The sequence below is a fragment of the Streptomyces sp. NBC_00075 genome (genome assembly GCF_045041225.1).
In the GTDB taxonomy this organism is placed as follows: Bacteria; Actinomycetota; Actinomycetes; order Streptomycetales; family Streptomycetaceae; genus Streptomyces; species Streptomyces adonidis.
Genome location: NZ_CP108243.1, coordinates 1,145,546 through 1,165,372, shown reverse-complemented (window position 1 = coordinate 1,165,372; position 19,827 = coordinate 1,145,546). Strand labels below are relative to the sequence as shown.

Genomic DNA, 19,827 nt, shown 5'->3' with positions numbered 1-19,827 from the left:
GCCCCCTGGGGGAGGGGGCCGGTGGGTCAGAGGTGCCGGCGGCGGTCGACGACCTGGCGGTCGTACGTGACACGCGCCTGTACGGCTGCCTCGCGGACGGCCGTCTCGGCAACCGGTACGTCCCACCAGGCCTCCGCCGGGGGAGCGGTCGGCGCCGGGTCGGTCTCGACGTACACGCAGGTCGGGCGGTCCGACTCGCGGGCGGTCGCCAGGGCGGTACGCAGCTCGCCGATGGTCTTGGCGCGCAGGACGTCCATGCCGAGGCTGGCCGCGTTGGCCGCGAGGTCGACCGGGAGCGGGGCGCCGGTGAAGGTGCCGTCGGCGGCCCGGAAGCGGTAGGGCGTGCCGAAGCGCTCGCCGCCGACCGACTCGGAGAGGCCGCCGATGGAGGCGTACCCGTGGTTCTGGATCAGGACCAGGTTGACCGGCAGGCCCTCCTGGACGGCGGTGACGATCTCCGTCGGCATCATCAGGTAGGTGCCGTCGCCGACCAGCGACCAGACCGGGGTGTCCGGGGCGGCCTGCTGGACACCGATCCCGGCGGGGATCTCGTAGCCCATGCAGGAGAAGCCGTACTCCAGGTGGTACTGGCGGGGGCTGCGAGCCCGCCACAGCTTGTGCAGATCGCCGGGGAGCGAACCGGCCGCGTTGATGATCACATCGTCGTCCCCGACGACCGAGTCCAGGGCGCCAAGGACCTGGGTCTGGGTGGGCACGGAGTTCTCGTCGGCAGCGCTGAACGCGGTGTCAACGACCTGCTCCCAGCGAGCCTTCCCGGCACCGTACTCGGCTTCGTAAACCGAGTTCACACGGTGATCGGACAACGCCTCCGTCAACGCCGTGAGGCCCGCCCGCGCGTCGCAGACCAGCGTCCGCGCCGCCAGCTTGTGGGCGTCGAAGGCGGTGATGTTGAGGTTGAGGAACCGTACGCCGGGGTCCTGGAACAGTGTGTTCGAGGCGGTCGTGAAGTCCGTGTAGCGCGTGCCGACGCCGATGATCAGGTCGGCGGTGCGGGCCAGGTCGTCGCTGACGGCCGTGCCGGTGTGGCCGATGCCGCCCAGGTCGGCGGGGTGGTCGTAGCGCAGGGAGCCCTTGCCGGCCTGCGTGGAGGCCACGGGGATGCCGGTGGCGTCCACCAGGGCCTTCAGCGCGTCTTCGGCCTGGCTGTGGTGGATTCCGCCGCCCGCGACGATCAGCGGACGCTCGGCGGCCCGGATCGCCTGAACCGCCTCGGCCAGCTCGTACGGGTCGGGCGCGGGACGCCGGACGTGCCAGACGCGCTCGGCGAAGAACTCCTCCGGCCAGTCGTACGCCTCCGCCTGCACGTCCTGCGGCAGCGCGAGCGTGACGGCACCCGTCTCCACCGGGTCCGTGAGGACGCGTACGGCGTTCAGCGCGGACGGGATCAGCGCCTCGGGGCGCGTCACCCGGTCGAAGTAGCGCGAGACGGGGCGCAGGGTGTCGTTGACGGACAGGTCCGCCTCGACCGGGTGCTCCAGCTGCTGGAGCAGCGGGTCCGCGCTGCGCGTCGCGAAGTAGTCGCCGGGGAGCAGGAGCACCGGGAGACGGTTGATCGTGGCCAGCGCGGCGCCGGTGACCAGGTTGGTGGCGCCCGGGCCGATGGACGTCGTGACGGCCTGCGTCGAGAGCCGGTTCAGCTGGCGGGCGTAGCCGACGGCCGCGTGGACCATCGCCTGCTCGTTGCGGCCCTGGTGGAACGGCATCGCGTCCTCACCGGCCTCCAGCAGCGCCTGACCGAGGCCCGCCACATTGCCGTGGCCGAAAATGCCCCACGTTCCGGCGATGAGCCGGTGGCGTACGCCGTCACGCTCCGTGTACTGGACGGACAGGAACCGCACCAACGCCTGGGCGACGGTCAGACGGCGGGTAGGGGTGGTGCTCATCAGGACTTCTCCGGGGCCGTGTAGAGGGGAAGGCGGGGGTCGACGGGCTGCTCGGGCCAAGTGCCGCGGACCCAGGCGTGATCGGGGTGGTCGCAGATCAGCCAGGCACGGTCGGCCTCGGGGCCCGCCATGACGTTCAGGTAGTACATGTGGTGGCCGGGCACGGCCATGGAGGGTCCGTGCCAGCCGTCGGGGATGAGGACGACGTCCCCACCGCGCACCTCGGCCAGCACATCCGTGTTCCGGCCCTGGCCGGACGGGGAGACCCGCTGGTAGCCGAGGCCGGGCGTGCCCTCGTGGTCCGCGAACTCGAAGTAGTAGATCTCTTCGAGCACGGACTCCTCGCCGGGCCGGTGCTCGTCGTGCTTGTGCGGCGGGAAGGACGACCAGTTCCCGCCGGGCGTGATCACCTCCACGGCGATCAGCTTGTCGCACTCGAAGACACCCGCCGCGCCGAAGTTGTTGACCTGCCGGGAGGAGTTCCCGGTGCCACGCAGCTCCACCGGGACGGAGGAGGCGGGGCCGTAGCGGGCCGGCAGCCGCCGGGTGCAGCGGGCACCGGTGAGGGCGAAGCGCCCGCCGGCGGGGGAGGTGATGGTCGCACGGGCGTCACGTGGCACGTACACGAAGTCGCTGACGCCGCTGAAGACGCTTTCGCGGCCGTGCACCTCGAAGGTGGAGTGACCGAAATCGTCCGTCGCCTCGACGGTGCAGGAACCGCTGAGGGAGAGCACGATCCACTCGCTGTCGCCGGTGGAGACGGCGTGCGAGCCGCCCGGGGGCAGCTCCAGCACCCGGAGGCTGGAGTAGCCCCAGCCGGCCTTCTCGGGGTTGACATCGACGACGTACGGGCCGCCGAGGGCCTTGCCTGCCGGGAGGTGGTAGGCGGTGGTCATGGTCTGTCACTCCTGTTCACGGCGGATCTGTTGTCACCCGTGTTCACAGCGGGATCCGTGTCGCTCCGGTTCACGGCGGATTCCGTTTCGGCCGCGTTCACAGTGGGTCCCGTGTTGACCCTGTTCACAGCCGTGCCTTCGTTGCCTCGGTTCACGGCCACGCCTTCGCGGCCACGGTTCACGGCGAGCCTGCCGTTGACTCGGTTCACAGCAACCCCACCGCCGTGTCCACGGCCGTCTCCACACTGCCCGAAGACGGGTAGAGCAGCGACCTGCCCACGACCAGACCCTGCACGGTCGGCAGCCGCAGCGCCTTGCGCCACTTCTCGTACGCGCCCTCCTGGTCGTCGCCGACCTCGCCGCCCAGCAGCACGGCGGGCAGTGTCGACGTCTCCAGCACCTCGGCCATGTCGTCCGGGTCGTGCGTGACGGGGAGTTTCAGCCAGGTGTAGGCGGAGGTGCCGCCGAGCCCCGACGCTATGGCGATCGAGCGGGTGACCGCCTCGGCGGACAGATCGCTGCGTACCCGGCCGTCGACCCGCTGCGAGATGAACGGCTCGACGAACAGCGGCAGTCGGAGCGCCGCCATGTCGTCCACGGCCCGCGCGGTGGACTCCAGGGTGGTGAGCGAGCCCGGGTCGTCGTAGTTGATGCGCAGCAGCAGCTTGCCCGCGTCGAAGCGCAGCCGGGCGATGTCCTCGGCGCGGTGGCCGGTGAAGCGGTCGTCCATCTCGAAGACCGCGCCGGCCAGCCCGCCGCGGTTCATCGACCCCATGACAACCTTGTCGTCGAGCACGCCGAGCAGCAGCAGGTCGTCCAGGATGTCGGCGGTGGCCAGCACCCCGTCCACACCGGGCCGCGACAGTGCCACGCACAGGCGTTCCAGCAGGTCGGCGCGGTTGGCCATGGCCAGCGGACGGTCGCCGACGCCCAGGGCGCCGCGCGCCGGATGGTCGGCGGCCACGATCATGAGCCGCCCGCTGTCGCCGATCAGGGGCCGCCGGACCCGGCGGGCGGCGGCCTCCGCGACGGCCTCCGGGTGCCGGGCTCTCAGCGTGGCGAGATCGGCGATGCTGATGGTCAAAACAGGCTCCGTTCGGGGGGCAGGGGCGCCCGGTCGGCCGTCCCCGGGGTTGCGGGGATCGCCGGGGTCGCCGCCGTCCCGTGCTCGTTCACAGGTTGCTGGGGCTGCACAGGTTTGAGTCGTTTCGGTGGCCGGGGTGGCTTCATCGGCGCGATCCGCTCGCGAGGAGGCCGTCGACCTCGGACTCGGTCGGCATCGCGGACGAGCAGGCGAGGCGGGAGGCGACGAGGGCGCCGGCCGCGTTGGCGTACCGCATGGTCCGCTCCAGCTCCCAGCCGGACAGCAGCCCGTGGCACAGCGCGCCGCCGAACGCGTCGCCCGCGCCCAGGCCGTTGACGACCTCGACGGGCACCGGCGGGACCTCGGCCGTGGTGCCGTCGCGATGCACCGCCAGCACGCCTTTCGGGCCCTGCTTGACGACGGCCAGTTCGACCCCGGCGGCGAGCAACTCCTCGGCGCAGGCGCGTGGTTCGCGTACGCCGGTGGCGATCTCGCACTCGTCGAGGTTGCCGACCGCCACGGTCGCGTGGCGCAGGGCCTCGGCGTAGTACGGGCGGGCTTCCTCGGGGTCTCCCCAGGCTGTGCTGCCCCAAAGCGCGGGCCGCCAGTCCAGGTCGAACACCGTGGTGCCCGACCGGTCGCGGGCCTTGAGGGCGGCGAGTGTGGCCGAGCGGCTCGGTTCCTCGCTCAGGCCGGTGCCGGTGATCCAGAAGACGCGGGCCGCCCGGATTCCGAAGAAGTCCAGCTCCTCGGTGCGTATCTGCAGGTCAGGGGCGGTCGGCCGACGGTAGAAGTACAGCGGGAAGTCGTCCGGCGGAAAAAGTTCGCAGAATGTGACCGGAGTCTGAAGGCCCTCCACGGGCGTCACCCAGCGGTCGTCGACCCCGAATTCCTTGAGCGCTTGGTGCAGATAGTCGCCGAAAGGGTCCGTTCCGGTACGGGTCACGACGGCCGCGGAACGGCCCAGACGGGCGGCCGCGACCGCGACGTTGGCGGCGGACCCACCGAGAAATTTTCCGAACGTCTGCACTAGGGTCAGCGGTACACCGGACTGCATCGGATAGAGATCAACTCCGATGCGGCCCATGGTGACCAGGTCGAAGGGCGGGGCTGACTCGGTCATGCGATGCTCCTTCGAGCTGCGGAGGATGCGGGTCCCGAGGGGCCTGTCGTCTCCCAGGTGTAGGACTCGGAGGGCGACGCTGTCAAGGGTTTGTTCTTACATTCTGACCTGCTTGTGAAATGATGTCTTAACAAAGTATTGACAGCGGACAGTTCCAAGCATTTGGATTCGGTCCCAACACGACTGCCGTGTTCGCGGCACACGGCCCGGACCTCCGGGACCCGGGCCCGGGATCGCTAAGATCCCCACCCTCTCCCCGGTCGCACAGTGAGGTGCAGGAAAGATGGACCGCTCTTCTCGCTCCCGCAGAATCGCCCCCGTTGTTGCCGCTGCCGCGGCAGCGGCCCTGGTCCTTGCGGGCTGCTCCAGCAGTTCCGGCGGCAAGGACTCGGAGGAGGGCGGCACCGACGCCTCTGCGGGCAAGGCCACCACCCCCCAGATGACCGTCGCCCTGGTCACCCACCAGGCCCCCGGTGACACCTTCTGGGACATCGTCCGCAAGGGCGCCCAGGCCGCCGCGGACAAGGACAACGTCAAGCTCATCTACTCGGCCGACCCGAACGCGGGCAACCAGGCCAACCTGGTGCAGAACGCGATCGACCAGAAGGTCGACGGCATCGCCATCACGCTGGCCAAGCCGGACGCCATGAAGGACGTCGTGGCCAAGGCGACGGCTGCGGGCATCCCCGTCGTCGGTCTCAACTCCGGTCTGAGCGACTGGCAGACCCTCGGTCTCCAGCAGTTCTTCGGTCAGGACGAGTCCGTCGCGGGCGAGGCGTTCGGCAAGAAGCTGAACGAACTCGGCTCGAAGAAAGCCGTCTGTGTGGTCCAGGAGCAGGGCAACGTCGGACTCACGCAGCGTTGTGACGGTGTGAAGAAGACCTTCACCGGCACGCTGGAGGTCCTCAACGTCAACGGCACTGACATGCCGTCCGTGAAGTCGACGATCACCGCGAAGCTCAACCAGGACAAGGCCATCGACTACGTGGTCGCGCTCGGCGCCCCCTACGCGCTGACCGCCGTCCAGTCCGTGAGCGACGCCAACAGCAAGGCGAAGGTCGCGACCTTCGACCTCAACAAGGAGCTGACGGACGCCATCGCGGCGGGCACCATCCAGTTCGCGGTCGACCAGCAGCCCTACCTCCAGGGCTACTTGGCCGTCGACGGTCTGTGGCTGTTCAAGAACAACGGCAACTACAGCGGTGGTGGCGAGCAGCCCGTGCTGACCGGTCCCGCCTTCGTCGACAAGACCAACGTCAAGGAGATCGCCGCGTTCGCCGCCAAGGGCACTCGGTGATGACCATGAGTCAGACAACGGCACCGGCGGCGAGTTCCTCGCCGCCGGCTCCGCCGGCCACTCAGAAGGACGGCCGCACCAACCAGCGGTCCCTGGGGCGCAGGCTGCTCGCCCGCCCCGAGGTCGGCGCCCTCATCGCCGCCATCGGTGTGTACGTGTTCTTCTTCGCGGTGGCGCCTTCCTTCCGGGAGACCAGCGCCCTCGCGACCGTGCTCTACCAGGCCTCCGTCATGGGCATCATGGCGTTGCCGGTGGCCCTGTTGATGATCGGCGGGGAGTTCGACCTGTCCGCCGGTGTCGCGGTCACCACCTCGGCGCTCACCGCCGCGATCCTCAGCTTCCAGCTGTCGATGAACGTGTGGACGGGCGTGATCGTCGCGCTGGTCGTGTCGCTGGCGGTGGGGGCGTTCAACGGCTGGCTGCTGATCAAGACCGGGCTGCCGAGCTTCCTGGTCACCCTTGGCTCGTTCCTGATCCTTCAGGGCGCGAACCTCGCCGTGACGAAGATCTTCACGGGGAACGTGGCGTCCGACTCGATCTCGGACATGGACGGCTTCGACCAGGCCAAGAAGGTCTTCGCGTCCGAGTTCAGCATCGGCGACGTGAACTTCAAGATCACGATCGTGTACTGGCTGGTGTTCGCGGCCATCGCGACCTGGATCCTGCTGCGCACCAAGTTCGGCAACTGGATCTTCGCGGTGGGCGGCAGCCAGGACAGCGCCCGCGCTGTCGGTGTCCCGGTCAAGTTCACGAAGATCGCGCTGTTCATGGGTGTGGGCGCGGGTGCCTGGTTCGTGGGGATGCACCTGCTGTTCTCGTTCAACACGGTGCAGTCCGGTGAAGGCGTGGGCAACGAGTTCCTGTACATCATCGCGGCGGTGATCGGCGGCTGTCTGCTGACCGGTGGTTACGGCTCGGCGGTGGGCCCGGTGATCGGTGCGTTCATCTTCGGCATGGTCTCCCAGGGGATCGTGTACGCCAACTGGAACCCGGACTGGTTCAAGGCGTTCCTCGGCGTGATGCTCCTGGTCGCCGCCCTCGTCAATCTGTGGGTCCGCCGCCAGGCGACCCGGAGGTGATCGCATGACAACCAACGAAACCTCCCCCAACGGCACGCTCACCAAAGAGAGTTCGCCCGAGGACGGCAAGCCGATCGTCGAGCTGCGCGACACCGGCAAGTCGTACGGCAACATCCGTGCCCTGCACGGCGTGAACCTCACGGTCCGTTCCGGTCAGGTCACCTGCGTGCTCGGCGACAACGGCGCCGGCAAGTCGACGCTGATCAAAATCATCTCCGGGCTGCACCAGCACACCGAGGGCGAACTCCTCGTCGACGGCACCCCGGTGCACTTCGGCACGCCCCGTGAGGCGCTGGACGCCGGTATCGCGACGGTCTACCAGGACCTGGCGACCGTCCCGCTGATGCCGGTGTGGCGCAACTTCTTCCTCGGCTCCGAGATGACCAAGGGCCCCTGGCCCGTGCGCCGCCTCGACATCGAGAAGATGAAGGAGACCGCGGACGCGGAACTGCGCAACATGGGCATCGTCCTGGACGACCTCGACCAGCCCATCGGCACCCTCTCCGGCGGTCAGCGCCAGTCCGTGGCCATCGCCCGCGCCGTCTACTTCGGCGCCCGCGTCCTCATCCTCGACGAGCCCACCGCGGCCCTCGGTGTCAAGCAGTCCGGGGTGGTGCTGAAGTACATCGCGGCCGCGCGGGACAAGGGCCTCGGGGTCATCTTCATCACCCACAACCCGCACCACGCCTACATGGTCGGCGACCACTTCAGCGTCCTGCGCCTGGGCACCATGGAGTTGAGCGCCGCCCGCAGCGAGGTCAGCCTCGAAGAACTCACCAACCACATGGCCGGCGGCGCCGAACTCGCAGCCCTCAAGCACGAGTTGGCCCAGGTACGCGGCGTCGACGTCGAAGAACTCCCCGAAGTGGAGGATCTCCAGACGTCGGGCACCGCCTCCTCGGAAGGGACGAAGTCATGACGACTCCGCTCGACCGCATCCGGGTCGGCTCGGCGCCGGACTCCTGGGGCGTCTGGTTTCCCGAGGACCCGGTCCAGGTGCCGTGGGAACGGTTCCTGGACGAGGTCTCCGAGGCCGGCTACCGCTGGATCGAACTGGGCCCGTACGGCTATCTGCCGACCGACCCGGCCCGGCTGACGGACGAGATCGTCAAGCGTGACCTGAAGGTGTCGGCCGGTACCGTCTTCACCGGCCTGCACCGGGGTCCGTCCGTGTGGGAGTCGACCTGGGAGCACGTCAGCCAGGTCGCCGCGCTCACCCAGGCGATGGACGCGAAGCACCTGGTCGTCATCCCGTCGTTCTGGCGGGACGACAAGACCGCCGAGATCCTGGAGCCGGCGGAACTCACCGCCGAGCAGTGGGGTCACCTCGCCCGGGGCATGGAACGGCTCGGGCGCGAGGTCAAGGAGACGTACGGGCTCGACATCGTCGTCCATCCGCACGCGGACACCCACATCGACACCGAGGCGCACGTCGAGCAGTTCCTCGACGCGACGGACTCCGACGTGGTCAATCTGTGCCTGGACACCGGGCATTACGCCTACTGCGGTGGCGACAGCGTCAAGCTGATCGAGACGTACGGTGAGCGGATCGGGTATCTGCACCTCAAGCAGGTGGATCCGGCGATCCTGGCCGACGTGGTCGAGAACGGGGTGCCGTTCGGGCCGGCCGTGCAGCGGGGGGTCATGTGTGAACCGCCCTCTGGGGTGCCGGAGTTGGGGCCTGTGCTGACTGCTGCGCAGGGGCTTGGCGTGGATCTGTTCGCGATTGTCGAGCAGGACATGTATCCGTGTGAGCCGGACAGGCCGTTGCCTATCGCTGTGCGTACGCGGCAGTTCCTTCGGTCCTGTGGGGCGTAGGTCCGGGGTTGTGCGGTTGGTCGGCGGGTGCGGGTGGTTCGTGGCTTGTCGCGCAGTTCCCCGCGCCCCTAGGTATGTCCCCCGCGCCGCCTGTTGAGTAGTACCGAATCGTTGGAACACGTTGAACGGCCCGCGCTGTGCTGACAGCGCGGGCCGTTCGGTTTGTCGAGTCCGCTCAGACTGTGCGTACTTCCTCGATGCGTACCGGGCGGTGCTCCTGGAGGGACAGGGTGCACGCGTCCGCGATCCAACCCGCCTCCAGGGCCTCGGCGACCGTGCAGGGGGACGTGCGGGTGCCTGCGACGACCTCTGTGAACGCCGTCAGTTCGGCGCGGTAGGCCGGGATGAAGCGGTCCATGAAGAAGTCGTGCGGGACGCCCGCCGGGAAGGTGACACCCGGCTCCACGGAGCGCAGCGGGAGCTTGTCCTCCAGGCCCACCGAGATGCTGTCCTTGAAGCCGTGCAGGTCCATACGGACGTCGTAACCCCGGGCATTGTGGCGGGAGTTGGAGACCACGGCGATCGTGCCGTCGTCCAGGGTGAGGATCGCGCCGGTGGTGTCGGCGTCGCCCGCCTCCTTGATGTAGTCGGCGCCCCGGTTGCCGCCGACCGCGTACACCTCGGTCACCTCGCGGCCCGTCACCCAGCGCAGGATGTCGAAGTCGTGCACCGAACAGTCCCGGAAGATGCCACCCGACGCGGCGATGTACGCGGCCGGCGGCGGCGCCGGGTCCAGTGTGGTCGACCGGATGGAGTGCAGGAGGCCCAACTCGCCGCTCTGGACGGCGTTGCGGGCGGCGGTGAAGCCCGCGTCGAAGCGGCGCTGGTAGCCGATCTGGATCTCGACGCCGCTGTCCTTGACGGCGTTGAGCACCGCGACGCCCTCGGCCATCGAGCGGGCCACCGGCTTCTCGCAGAACACCGGGATGCCCGCCTCGACGGCGGCGAGGATCAGGGACGGATGGGCGTCCGTCGCGGCGGCGACGACGACACCGTCGACACCGGCGGCCAGGAGTGCCTCGGGGGAGTCCGCCACCTGGGCGCCGAAGCGCTCCGCGGCTGCCTTGGCGGCCTCCGCGAACGGGTCGCTGACGACGAGGGAGTCGACGGCGTCGAGACCGGAGAGGGTCTCGGCGTGGAAGGCGCCGATGCGGCCGAGGCCGAGGATTCCGATGCGCATGGGGTGTGCTGCTCCTTGGTGAATGGTGGTGCGGGTGTCTTGCCGGGGGAGGAGAGGAAGAGGGTCAGTCCAGGCCGCCGAGGACGTTCTGGTCCCAGTCGATCACCGAACCGGTGACCACGCCCGACCGGTCGGACAGCAGGAGGACCACGAAGTCGGCGATCTCGTCCGGCTGGCCGAGCTTGCCCATGGGCAGGCGTTCGGCGGCCTGGTCGAGCCAGCCGTCCTCCGCGCCGTGGAAGGCCCGCTGGGTGGCGTCCTCGCCCTCGGTCGCCGTCCAGCCGATGTTCAGGCCGTTGATCCGGACCCGGTCCCAGCGGTGCGCGTGCGCCGCGTTGCGGGTCAGGCCGATGAGGCCGGCCTTCGCCGCGACGTACGGGGCCAGGAAGGGCTGTCCGCCGTGCGCGGAGGACGTGATGATGTTGACGACCGTGCCGGGCGCCTTGCGCGCCACCATGTCCGCCACCGCCGCCTGCATGGCGAAGAACGGCGCCTTGAGGTTGATCGCGATGTGCGCGTCGAACAGCTCGGGCGTGGTGTCGAGCAGCGTGCCGCGCGAGGTCAGGCCGGCCGAGTTGACCAGGCAGTCGATCCGGCCGTGCGCGGCGACCACCTCGGCCACGGACGCCTTCGCCTGCTCGGCGTCCGCGAGGTCGGCCCGTACGAACATGGCCTTGCCGCCCGTCGCCGTCAGCTCCGCGACCAGCGCCTCGCCGGGCTCCGGGCGCCGCCCGGACACCGCGACGACGGCGCCCTCGCGGACGGCGGCCCGGGCGATGGCCGCGCCGACGCCCTGACTGCCGCCGTTGACGAGGACGACCTTGTCCTGGAGAAGTCCCATACCGTTCGGTTCCTCAGCTCTCACGTCGTTCGGCGCCGGCCCGCAGTGCCTCGCGGAGCGCCTCGGGGGTCCACTCCTCGCGCAGCGCACGCCGTACGAGGTCCGCCTGCGAGGGCGGGGCCAGTCCGTCGACCGGCGGATCCCGGTCGAGGTTGGTGGGGAAGGGGTAGCCCTCGGCCGAGGCCGCGACGACCGCGTCCAGCCAGGCCTCGTCCACGCCCTCGGCCTTGCGGGCGAGCAGCACCGGGTAGAGCGCGTTGACGGTCGCCTCCCGGTCCACGGTCTCCATGGCCCGCCCGAACGCGGAGGACACCTGGAGGAGGTTCGCCATCCGGCGGATGTCCGCGGACCGGTTGGTGCCGGCCGCGTGGAAGAGCGCCGGGTTGAAGAACACCGCGTCGCCCTTCGCCAGCGGCAGCTGCACATGATGGGCGGCGAAGTACTCGACGAACTCCGGGCGCCGCCAGGCCAGATAACCGGGCTCGTACGACTGCGAGTACGGCAGGTACAGCGTCGGCCCGGACTCGACGGGCATGTCGCAGTGGGCGACCGCGCCCTGGAGCGTCAGTACGGGGGAGAGCCGGTGGACGTGCGCCGGGAACGCCGCTGCCGCCTCGTTGGACAGGAAGCCGAGGTGGTAGTCGCGGTGCGGGCTCTGCGCGGCGCCGCCCGGGTTGACCACGTTGATCTGCGAGGTGACCTGGTAGCCAGGGCCGAGCCAGGCCGTCGAGACGAGCGCGATGATGTCGTTGGCGTAGTAGTCGGCGAACGCCTCCGGCGCGCGCAGGGCCGTCTTCTCCAGGGCGTTCCACACCCGGTCGTTGGCACCCGGCTTGGCGAAGTGGTCGCCCGCGACGGTCCCGGCCGCCCGCTGCTCGGTGATGAGCGCCTCGAAGGCGGCGGTCGCCCGGTCCACGACCGACAGATCGGCGAAGGCCCGCTCGAGGACCACGATGCCGGGGCCGTCGGTGAGCGCCCGGACCAGCTCCGCAAGGACCTCCCGGCGCTCATCCGGCGTGGTGACGGCGGCCCGCAGCCGCTCACTGTCGTAGACGAGGACGTTCCGCTCGACGGCGGTCGCGTACGGGTAGTCGGCGGCGTCGGTCGTCCGCTCGACCTCGGCGCGGAAGGCGTCGAGGTCGCAGTCCTGCTCGGACAGCCACGCAGGGCGTTGTGCGGCGGTGAGGGACATCGTCGTCCTTCTCTCGGTCTTCTCTCGATCATCAACGGCTACCTGTTGCTGTCATTGTTGTCATGACAAACTCGTCAAACAACCGGCAGACGGCCATCAAAAACCCCTCAACACGAAGCCGAGGAACCTCCCCATGGGCCACCCCTATCCGATCCGGGAGATCGCACGTCAGGCGGGCCTCAGCGAGGCCACCGTCGACCGCGTCCTGAACGGCCGGGGCGGCGTCCGCGAGAGCACCCAGCGGGAGGTACGGCAGGCCATCGCGGACCTGGACCGGCAGCGCACCCAGGTCCGGCTGGTCGGCCGTACGTTCATGATCGACATCGTGATGCAGGCGCCCGAGCGGTTCACCACCGCCGTCCGGGCGGCCCTGGAGGCCGAACTGCCCGCCCTCCACCCGGCCGTCGTACGCTCCCGCTTCCACTTCCGCGAGACCGGACCGGTCGCGGAACTGACGGCGGCCCTCGACCGCATCGCCCGGCGAGGCTCCCAGGGCGTCATCGTCAAGGCACCGGACGTCCCCGAGATCACGGCCGCCGTCGGCCACCTGGTGGCCGCCGGGATCCCGGTCGTCACCCTGGTGACCGACCTGCCCTCCAGTGCCCGCCTCGCCTACGTCGGTATCGACAACCGGGCTGCGGGCGCCACCGCCGCCTACCTCATGGGCCAGTGGCTCGGCGAGCGCCCCGGCAACGTCCTCACCAGCCTCAGCAGCGGTTTCTTCCGCAACGAGGAGGAGCGGGAGATGGGTTTCCGGGGCGCCATGCGGGCCCGGCACCCCGGGCGCGCCCTCGTCGAGATCACCGAGGGCCAGGGCCTGGACGCCACCCAGTACGACCTGGTCCGCGACGCCCTGAAGCGCGACCTCGGCATCCGGGCGGTCTACTCGATCGGCGGCGGCAACATCGCGACGCTACGCGCCTTCGAGGACCTGGGCCGCGAGTGCGCGGTGTTCGTCGCCCACGACCTCGACCACGACAACACCCGCCTCCTGCGCGAACAGCGCCTCTCCGCGGTCCTCCACCACGACCTCCGCCAGGACATGCACGAGGCCTGCCGCACGGTAATGCGCGCCCACGGCGCGCTACCCCCGGCCGCCCCGACCCAGCCGTCAGCAATCCAGGTGGTCACGCCGTACAACATGCCACCACGGTGAACTGTGTCTCGCCCCCGCCGCCCCTACCCGTTCCCATCCCCTGGGGGCTGCGCCCCCAGACCCCCGCTGTCGGCCTGAACGGCCTCGTCCTCAAACGCCGGACGGGCTGGATAGTCAGCCCGTCCGGCGTTTGAGGACAAAGGGGGGGGTCTGGGGGCGCAGCCCCCAGAAGGATGGGACGGGTAGGGGCGGCGGGGGCGAAGAAGATGCTGCCCCCCACCGCGTCACACCGTCTCCCACCCCCCCGACTCCACCGACCGACTCATCGCATCCAGCGCGGCAGCGCTCCGCACCGCATCCGCCAACGTCGCCCCGTACGCCGTCCCCTCAGCCACCGACCGCACGAACCGATACGCCTCGATCACCTTCAGATCGTCGTACCCCATCGCATTCGCCGCCCCCGGCTGAAACGCCCCGAACTCCCCGTCCCCCGGCCCGACGAACACCGTGCTCACCGGCTGATCCTGATACGACGCCCCCGTACTCACACCCAGCTCGTTCATCCGCCGGAAGTCCCAGAACACCGCACCCTTCGTCCCGTGCACCTCGAACCCGTAGTTGTTCTGCTCCCCGACAGAGACCCGGCACGCCTCCAGGACACCCCGCGCACCGGAGGCGAACCGCAGCAGGCAGGACACGTAGTCCTCGTTCTCCACGGGCCCCAACTCACCACCCGACGCCCGCGAATGCCCGGCCGTCGCACCCGTCGGCCGGGCCCGCTCGGGCACGAACACCGCCGTGTCGGCGATCAGCGCGGAGATGTCGCCGAGCAGGAAACGGGCCAGGTCCGCGCCGTGCGAGGCGAGGTCGCCCAGCACTCCGCTACCGCCGCGCTCCCGCTCGTACCGCCAGGTCAGCGCCCCGTCCGGATGGGCCGCGTAGTCGCTGAAGAGGCGCACGCGGACATGCGTGACCGTGCCGATCTCGCCGGAGGCGATGAGCTGCCTGGCCCGCTCCACGGCAGGCGCGTTGCGGTAGTTGAAGCCGACCGTGCCCTGGACGCCGGCCTTGGCGACCGCGTCGGCGACCGCGCCCGCGTCGGCCCCCGACAGGCCCACCGGCTTCTCGATCCAGATGTGCTTGCCCGCCTCGGCCATCGCGACGCCGATCTCCCGGTGCAGGAAGTTCGGCGCGGTGATGCTGACCGCCTGCACGCGCGGATCGGCGGCCACGGCACGCCAGTCACGGGCCGTCGAGGCGAACCCGAACTGCGCGGCGGCCTCCTCGGCCCGGCCCGGCACCTCCTCGGCGACCATGACCAGTTCGGGCCGCAGCCCCAGCTGTGGGAAGTGGTGCGCCAGGCGTACGTACGCCTGGGTGTGCACCCGTCCCATCCAGCCGAACCCCACGACGGCGACACCGAGCGTACTTGCCATGACAGCCCCTCTTTGGACCGGTCCAGAACATTTCCCACTCACCCTCGATGCCTTCGGCCTTTGCTGTCAACCCTTTGACAGGACATGGAGGCCTGTGGAACGGTCCAAGGCATGAGACCACCGACCATCCGAGACGTCGCCGAACGCGCCGGTGTGTCGAAGTCCCTGGTCTCGCTGGTGCTGCGCGGCTCCGAACAGGTGCGGCCCGAGAAGCGCGAGGCCGTCCAGCTCGCCGTACGGGAGCTGGGCTACCGCCCGAACGCCGCCGCGCGCAGCCTCAGCGAACAGCGCACCCGTACCGTCGGCGTCCTCCTCAACGACCTGCGAAACCCCTGGTTCGTCGACCTGCTCGACGGACTCAACTCCCTCCTCCACGACAACGGTCTGCACATGCTGCTCGCCGACGCCCGGCTCAACCGGCGCAGCGGCCAGGACCTCACCGGCCCCTTCCGCGACCTCGGCGTCGACGGCCTGATCGTGGTCGGCACCCTGCCCGACCCCGCGGTCCTCGGCACCCTCGCCGAGCGCATCCCGGTCGTCGTCGCGGGCGCCCGCGAGCCCGTGCTGCCCGGCGTCGACGTGGTCGCCAACGACGACGAGCACGGCGCCCGGATCGCCACCGAGTACCTGATCGGGCTGGGCCACCGCCGGATCGCCCACATCGCCGGGTACGGCGCCGTCGGCGAGCTGCGTCGGCGCAGCTTCGAGGCGACCATGCGCGCGCACGGTCTGGCGGACGGCGCGCTCGTCGAGGCCGGCGACCTGACCGAGGAGGGCGGCTACCGCAGCACCGTCCGGCTGCTCGGGGACCCCGCCGATCGGCCCACCGCCGTCTTCGCCGTCAACGACATGACTGCCGTGGGCGCGTTCTCCGCCGCCGAGGAACTGGGGCTGAGCGTCCCGCGCGATCTGTCGGTCATCGGCTACGACAACACGAACATCTCCCGGCTGCGCCATGTCTGGCTGACCACCGTGGACAACGCCGGCCACGAGGTCGGCCGCCGCGCCGCCCGCTGCCTCCTCGACCGGCTCGACCTGCCCGCCGGCCCGGTCAGCGTCCACCTGGCCGCCCCGACCCTGGAGATCCGGGGGACGACGGCACCGCCGGCCGCAGGGTCTGTCGTGCGGAGCGGGCCGAAAGGAAGCGACGGCACTTCGTGAGCACCGGTGAGCGGGGCGATGGAGCCCCGGCCCCCGTGGTCCGAACGGCAGGCGGCCCCAGGTCCGTGAAGCCGCCTCAGGCCCGGTACTCCCGCAGCTTCCGGTACAGCGTCGCGCGGGCGATGCCCAGGGCCGTCGCCGTACGGGCCTTGTTGCCGCCGTTGCGGCGCAGCGCCTCCAGGATCGCGGTGCGTTCGGCGTGCTCCATCGGGCTGAGCGGGCGCGCGGCGGGCCCTTCCCTTACCGGGTCCGGGAGTTCGGCCCGCCGGACCGGCCCCGACGCCCGCCGGTGCTCCGCCAACGTCCGTACCAGGTGGGCGAGTTCGGTCAGGTTCCCGGGCCACGGGTACCGCTCCAGCGCCCGCAGCGCGTCCAGTGTCCAGGTCAGCGGCGGTGTGCCGTCGACCGGCCTCGGGGCCAGCGCCGGGAGCAACTCCCGGATGTCCTCCGTGCGTTCACGCAGCGCGGGCAGGGCGACCGAGCGGGTGGCCAGGGTGTCCAGGAGCCGTTGGAGACACGGGCCCGGGGGAGTGCCCGGTGTGTACGTCGCCAGCAGGTGGACGTCCGGATGCTCGTCGAGGAGGCCGTTCAGGGCGGCGACGTCCGACTGCGCGAGCCGTTCGGCGTGCCGGAGGAGGAGCGGGCGGTCAACCGTCAACGTGCCGTCCGCCAGGCCAAGTTCCGGCGCCTCGGCGGCGTCGAGGACCAACGGCTCGGTGCCGTCGAGCAGTTCGCGGGCCAGAGCGGTCTTGCCGGAGCCGCGCTCCCCGGTCAGCAGGAGCGGTTCGCTGCCGTGCGCCAACTCCCTTGCCCGGCCCACCGCGTGGCGCCACGGCACCGAACTCCCGGCCAGCCGCCCCGCCGCCGGACGCGGCAACGCCCGTACCACCGCACCCTCGGTGACCGGCTCCAGCACGGCGACGATCCCGAGCACCCGGCCACCGCCCTGCTCCCGCACCGGACGGAACTCGGCGGTGCAGCCCGCCCCTTCGGGCAGCGCGATGTCGTACGACTCGACAGGCGCCGCCGACCGCAACAGCGCCCGCGCGCCCCGCTCCAGCGACTCCAGCACCTGTGGCGACACCAGCCGCACCGCCGCCTCGCTCACCAGCCGGCTGCGCCCGTCCAGGGCCACCACCGCCCGCTGCTCCGGAACGCCGGCCGGTCCGCCTGTCGCGCGGGTGTAGGCGTCGAGGAGTGTCCGTTCCGCCGAGCGGGAGCGGGCCAGCAGCTCCGTCTCGACCGCCGCCGCTGCGGCCTCCGCCAGGGCGGCACCGGGATGCGGGCCGGCGTCGGCGCACAGACCTGAGGCGACCGTGATCGTGCCGAGGGGGCGGCCGGACTCCGGGGCGAACACCGGCACGCTGACCGCCGACACGTTCTGCCACACGTCGAGGAAGTGCTCGGGGCCGTGCACCTCGGCCCGCTGCCGGGTGCGCAGGGCGAGCGCCGCGCTGTTGTGCCCGACCTCCCGCTCGGCCAGATCTCGGCGCAGCTCCCCGCCGGGCGCACCGCCCGCCGACCACAGCACCCGCAGCCGCTCGTCGGTCAGCAGCAGCGCCCACCGGCCGGTGCCGAGCGCCGGGGCGAGCCGTTCGAGGACCGGCCCGGCCGCCGCCAGCAACGCCGACCCGACCACCAGACCGTCGACGGAGGCGGGCTCGCGCACATCGTGCCGTACACCGAGGAAGCGGGCGCGCCGCCAGGCGGCGACGGTCTCGTCGGGGACGTCGTCGGGCAGCGGACGCCCGGTCAGGAACCGCTGACGTGCCTGACTGAGCAGGAGGAGGGCGGGGGATTCTTCGGCTGTGGTCATGGCACCACTCACGGTATCGGGCCGGGGCCGGAGACCGTCGGAGAGGTGCTGAGAAGCGTGAAGTGTCTCGTATTGAGACACCCGGAAACCGCCGTTCCGCTCCACGATCACGGATGGCCGTCCGTCCGGAATCTGGAGCGTCTCCCGTGCACACCGTTGTCGACACCGACGTACTGATCGTGGGCAGCGGCCCGGCCGGGGCGTCGGCCGCGCTCGCGTTGAGCACCTACGGCGTGCCCAACATCGTCGTCACCCGGTACGCGAGCCTCGCCGACACACCCCGCGCGCACATCACCAACCAGCGCACGATGGAGGTCCTGCGCGACCTCGGTGTCGAGGAGGGCGTGGTCGCCAGGGCCACGCCCCAGCACCTCATGGGCAACACCACCTTCTGCACCAGCCTGGCCGGCGAGGAGCTGGGCCGCGTCCGCTCCTGGGGCAACGACCCGCTCGTCCAGGCCGCGCACGAACTGGCCAGCCCGACGCGCATGTGCGATATGCCGCAGCATCTGATGGAGCCGGTCCTCGTCGACGCGGCCGTCGCGCGCGGCACCCGACTTCGCTTCCAGACCGAGTATCTGACGCACACTCAGGACGCGTCCGGTGTCACGGCCACCGTCCGCGACCGGCTGCGCGGCGACACGTACGAGATCCGCGCCCGCTATCTGATCGGTGCCGACGGCGGCCGTTCCAAGGTCGCCGAGGACGCCGGACTGCCCATGGGCGGACAGATGGGCGTCGCGGGCAGCATCAACATCGTCTTCGACGCCGACCTCAGCGCGTACACGGCTCATCGCCCCTCCACCCTCTACTGGGTCCTCGCCCCGGGCGCCACCGTCGGCGGCATCGGCGCGGGCCTCGTCCGCAACGTCCGCCCCTGGAACGAGTGGATGATCGTCTGGGGGTACGACGTCACCGCCGGCGCCCCCGACCTCACCACCGAGTACGCCGAGTCGATCGTGCGCAGGCTCGTCGGCGACGACGACATCCCCCTCACCATCAAGTCGTCCTCGGCCTGGACGGTCAACGAGATGTACGCCGAGACCTACGCCAACGGGCGGGTGTTCTGCGCCGGCGACGCCGTCCACCGGCACCCGCCGTCCAACGGGCTCGGCTCGAACACCTCCGTCCAGGACGCCTACAACCTCGCCTGGAAGCTGAAACTGGTCCTCGACGGGGTCGCCACCCCCGCGCTGCTCGACACCTACACCGCCGAACGCGCCCCCATAGGCAAACAGATCGTCACCCGCGCCAACAAGTCCATCGCCGAGACCGCCCCGATCTTCGAGGCGCTCGACGGGCTCTCCCCGCAGACCCCCGAGGAGCTGTGGGCCAACATCGCCGCCCGCAAGGACGCCACCGAGGCCGCCGCGAAACAGCGCGCCCGGCTGCGTGAGGCGATCGCCGCCAAGGTGTACGAGTTCAACGCCCACGGAGTCGACCTCAACCAGCGCTACGAGTCCGCCGCGATCGTCCCCGACGGCACCCCCGACCCCGGCTTCGCCCGCGACCCCGAGCTGCACCACCAGCCCTCCACCCGCCCCGGCGCGAAGCTTCCGCACGCCTGGCTCACGTCCGGCACCCGCACCCTGTCCACCCTCGACACCGTGGGCCGGGGCCGCTTCACCCTCCTCACCGGCATCGGCGGCGACGCCTGGGTCCGCGCGGCGAAGGCCCAGCCCCTCGACATCGCCACGGTCGTCGTCGGCCCCGGCCAGGAGTACGAGGACCCGTACGGCGACTGGGCCGGCCTCAGTGAGGTGTCCGACGCGGGCGTGCTCCTCGTACGCCCGGACGGGTTCGTCGCCTTCCGACACGCCGAAGCGGCCGAGAACGCCGAACAGTTGCTGACGGACGCGTTGCGGCAGATCCTCGGACATGCCTGACGGGACGGGACGAGGAGC

Annotated in this window: 16 protein-coding genes; 7 read left to right on the top strand and 9 right to left on the bottom strand. The window is 70.7% G+C overall.

The window, feature by feature from the left end; genetic code table 11:
- Positions 1-26: 26 nt before the first annotated feature.
- From iolD to iolC, 4 genes are all read right to left on the bottom strand, one after another.
- Positions 27-1,904 carry a 3D-(3,5/4)-trihydroxycyclohexane-1,2-dione acylhydrolase (decyclizing) gene (iolD, locus tag OG787_RS05200; protein WP_405534417.1) on the bottom strand — a complete coding sequence of 626 codons (1,878 nt, stop codon included), beginning with the start codon at positions 1,902-1,904 and terminating at the stop codon, positions 27-29.
- Positions 1,904-2,800, bottom strand: a complete 897-nt coding sequence (iolB, locus tag OG787_RS05195) for a 5-deoxy-glucuronate isomerase (protein ID WP_405534416.1) — start codon at positions 2,798-2,800, stop codon at positions 1,904-1,906. The genes iolD and iolB overlap by 1 nt, the downstream gene beginning before the upstream one ends.
- A gap of 205 nt (positions 2,801-3,005) precedes the next feature.
- A complete protein-coding gene (locus tag OG787_RS05190; protein WP_405534415.1) occupies positions 3,006-3,884 on the bottom strand; it encodes a deoxyribose-phosphate aldolase in 879 nt (292 codons plus the stop codon).
- A gap of 142 nt (positions 3,885-4,026) precedes the next feature.
- Positions 4,027-5,007, bottom strand: coding sequence for a 5-dehydro-2-deoxygluconokinase (gene iolC / locus OG787_RS05185; RefSeq protein WP_369030890.1), 981 nt, complete (start codon positions 5,005-5,007; stop codon positions 4,027-4,029).
- 283 nt (positions 5,008-5,290) lie between these two features.
- Here iolC and OG787_RS05180 point away from each other — a divergent pair, with 283 nt between their 5' ends.
- From OG787_RS05180 to OG787_RS05165, 4 genes are read left to right on the top strand one after another with little or no spacing between them, the layout of a single operon-like run.
- Entirely contained in the window at positions 5,291-6,304 is a 1,014-nt protein-coding gene (locus OG787_RS05180) for a substrate-binding domain-containing protein (RefSeq protein WP_369030889.1), read from the top strand.
- A gap of 5 nt (positions 6,305-6,309) precedes the next feature.
- Entirely contained in the window at positions 6,310-7,383 is a 1,074-nt protein-coding gene (locus tag OG787_RS05175) for an ABC transporter permease (protein ID WP_405534414.1), read from the top strand.
- A 4-nt stretch (positions 7,384-7,387) separates the two neighbouring features.
- On the top strand, positions 7,388-8,302 hold the full coding sequence (locus tag OG787_RS05170; protein WP_405534413.1) for an ATP-binding cassette domain-containing protein: 915 nt from the start codon (positions 7,388-7,390) through the stop codon (positions 8,300-8,302).
- Positions 8,299-9,201 carry a sugar phosphate isomerase/epimerase family protein gene (locus OG787_RS05165; RefSeq protein WP_369037898.1) on the top strand — a complete coding sequence of 301 codons (903 nt, stop codon included), beginning with the start codon at positions 8,299-8,301 and terminating at the stop codon, positions 9,199-9,201. Before OG787_RS05170 ends, OG787_RS05165 begins: the two co-directional genes overlap by 4 nt.
- A gap of 175 nt (positions 9,202-9,376) precedes the next feature.
- Here OG787_RS05165 and OG787_RS05160 read toward each other — a convergent pair whose 3' ends face one another.
- From OG787_RS05160 to OG787_RS05150, 3 genes are all read right to left on the bottom strand, one after another.
- Complete coding sequence (locus tag OG787_RS05160) at positions 9,377-10,381, bottom strand: Gfo/Idh/MocA family oxidoreductase (RefSeq protein WP_369037897.1); 1,005 nt, start codon at positions 10,379-10,381, stop codon at positions 9,377-9,379.
- Between the two features lie 64 nt (positions 10,382-10,445).
- Complete coding sequence (locus OG787_RS05155; RefSeq protein ID WP_369037896.1) at positions 10,446-11,222, bottom strand: SDR family oxidoreductase; 777 nt, start codon at positions 11,220-11,222, stop codon at positions 10,446-10,448.
- Between the two features lie 13 nt (positions 11,223-11,235).
- Positions 11,236-12,414 (bottom strand): phytanoyl-CoA dioxygenase family protein, encoded by a 1,179-nt coding sequence (locus tag OG787_RS05150; RefSeq protein WP_405534412.1) that lies wholly within the window; start codon positions 12,412-12,414, stop codon positions 11,236-11,238.
- Between the two features lie 133 nt (positions 12,415-12,547).
- On the opposite strand from OG787_RS05150, the gene OG787_RS05145 reads away from it, so the two are divergent.
- Positions 12,548-13,570: a LacI family DNA-binding transcriptional regulator gene (locus OG787_RS05145; protein ID WP_405534411.1), complete on the top strand. Its 1,023-nt coding sequence runs from the start codon at positions 12,548-12,550 to the stop codon at positions 13,568-13,570.
- A 224-nt stretch (positions 13,571-13,794) separates the two neighbouring features.
- Here OG787_RS05145 and OG787_RS05140 read toward each other — a convergent pair whose 3' ends face one another.
- Positions 13,795-14,946, bottom strand: a complete 1,152-nt coding sequence (locus OG787_RS05140) for a Gfo/Idh/MocA family protein (protein ID WP_369037344.1) — start codon at positions 14,944-14,946, stop codon at positions 13,795-13,797.
- A gap of 111 nt (positions 14,947-15,057) precedes the next feature.
- Here OG787_RS05140 and OG787_RS05135 point away from each other — a divergent pair, with 111 nt between their 5' ends.
- Entirely contained in the window at positions 15,058-16,107 is a 1,050-nt protein-coding gene (locus tag OG787_RS05135) for a LacI family DNA-binding transcriptional regulator (RefSeq protein WP_369037345.1), read from the top strand.
- Between the two features lie 76 nt (positions 16,108-16,183).
- Here the strand turns inward: OG787_RS05135 and OG787_RS05130 are convergent, their stop codons facing one another.
- The gene (locus OG787_RS05130; RefSeq protein WP_405534410.1) at positions 16,184-17,923 is read right to left on the bottom strand and encodes a sigma-54-dependent Fis family transcriptional regulator; all 1,740 of its coding nucleotides are present in this window, start codon (positions 17,921-17,923) and stop codon (positions 16,184-16,186) included.
- 146 nt (positions 17,924-18,069) lie between these two features.
- On the opposite strand from OG787_RS05130, the gene OG787_RS05125 reads away from it, so the two are divergent.
- A complete protein-coding gene (locus OG787_RS05125) occupies positions 18,070-19,809 on the top strand; it encodes an FAD-dependent oxidoreductase (protein ID WP_405534409.1) in 1,740 nt (579 codons plus the stop codon).
- Positions 19,810-19,827: the final 18 nt, after the last annotated feature.

Excerpts from the sequence above, each read along its gene's own strand:
- iolD (WP_405534417.1), bottom strand. The coding sequence starts at position 1,904 with ATGAGCACCACCCCTACCCGCCGTCTGACCGTCGCCCAGGCGTTGGTG.
- OG787_RS05145 (WP_405534411.1), top strand. The coding sequence starts at position 12,548 with ATGGGCCACCCCTATCCGATCCGGGAGATCGCACGTCAGGCGGGCCTC.
- OG787_RS05160 (WP_369037897.1), bottom strand. The coding sequence starts at position 10,381 with ATGCGCATCGGAATCCTCGGCCTCGGCCGCATCGGCGCCTTCCACGCC.
- OG787_RS05135 (WP_369037345.1), top strand. The coding sequence starts at position 15,058 with ATGAGACCACCGACCATCCGAGACGTCGCCGAACGCGCCGGTGTGTCG.
- OG787_RS05175 (WP_405534414.1), top strand. The coding sequence starts at position 6,310 with ATGAGTCAGACAACGGCACCGGCGGCGAGTTCCTCGCCGCCGGCTCCG.
- OG787_RS05170 (WP_405534413.1), top strand. The coding sequence starts at position 7,388 with ATGACAACCAACGAAACCTCCCCCAACGGCACGCTCACCAAAGAGAGT.
- OG787_RS05165 (WP_369037898.1), top strand. The coding sequence starts at position 8,299 with ATGACGACTCCGCTCGACCGCATCCGGGTCGGCTCGGCGCCGGACTCC.
- iolB (WP_405534416.1), bottom strand. The coding sequence starts at position 2,800 with ATGACCACCGCCTACCACCTCCCGGCAGGCAAGGCCCTCGGCGGCCCG.
- OG787_RS05155 (WP_369037896.1), bottom strand. The coding sequence starts at position 11,222 with ATGGGACTTCTCCAGGACAAGGTCGTCCTCGTCAACGGCGGCAGTCAG.
- OG787_RS05140 (WP_369037344.1), bottom strand. The coding sequence starts at position 14,946 with ATGGCAAGTACGCTCGGTGTCGCCGTCGTGGGGTTCGGCTGGATGGGA.
- OG787_RS05150 (WP_405534412.1), bottom strand. The coding sequence starts at position 12,414 with ATGTCCCTCACCGCCGCACAACGCCCTGCGTGGCTGTCCGAGCAGGAC.
- OG787_RS05180 (WP_369030889.1), top strand. The coding sequence starts at position 5,291 with ATGGACCGCTCTTCTCGCTCCCGCAGAATCGCCCCCGTTGTTGCCGCT.
- OG787_RS05130 (WP_405534410.1), bottom strand. The coding sequence starts at position 17,923 with ATGACCACAGCCGAAGAATCCCCCGCCCTCCTCCTGCTCAGTCAGGCA.
- iolC (WP_369030890.1), bottom strand. The coding sequence starts at position 5,007 with ATGACCGAGTCAGCCCCGCCCTTCGACCTGGTCACCATGGGCCGCATC.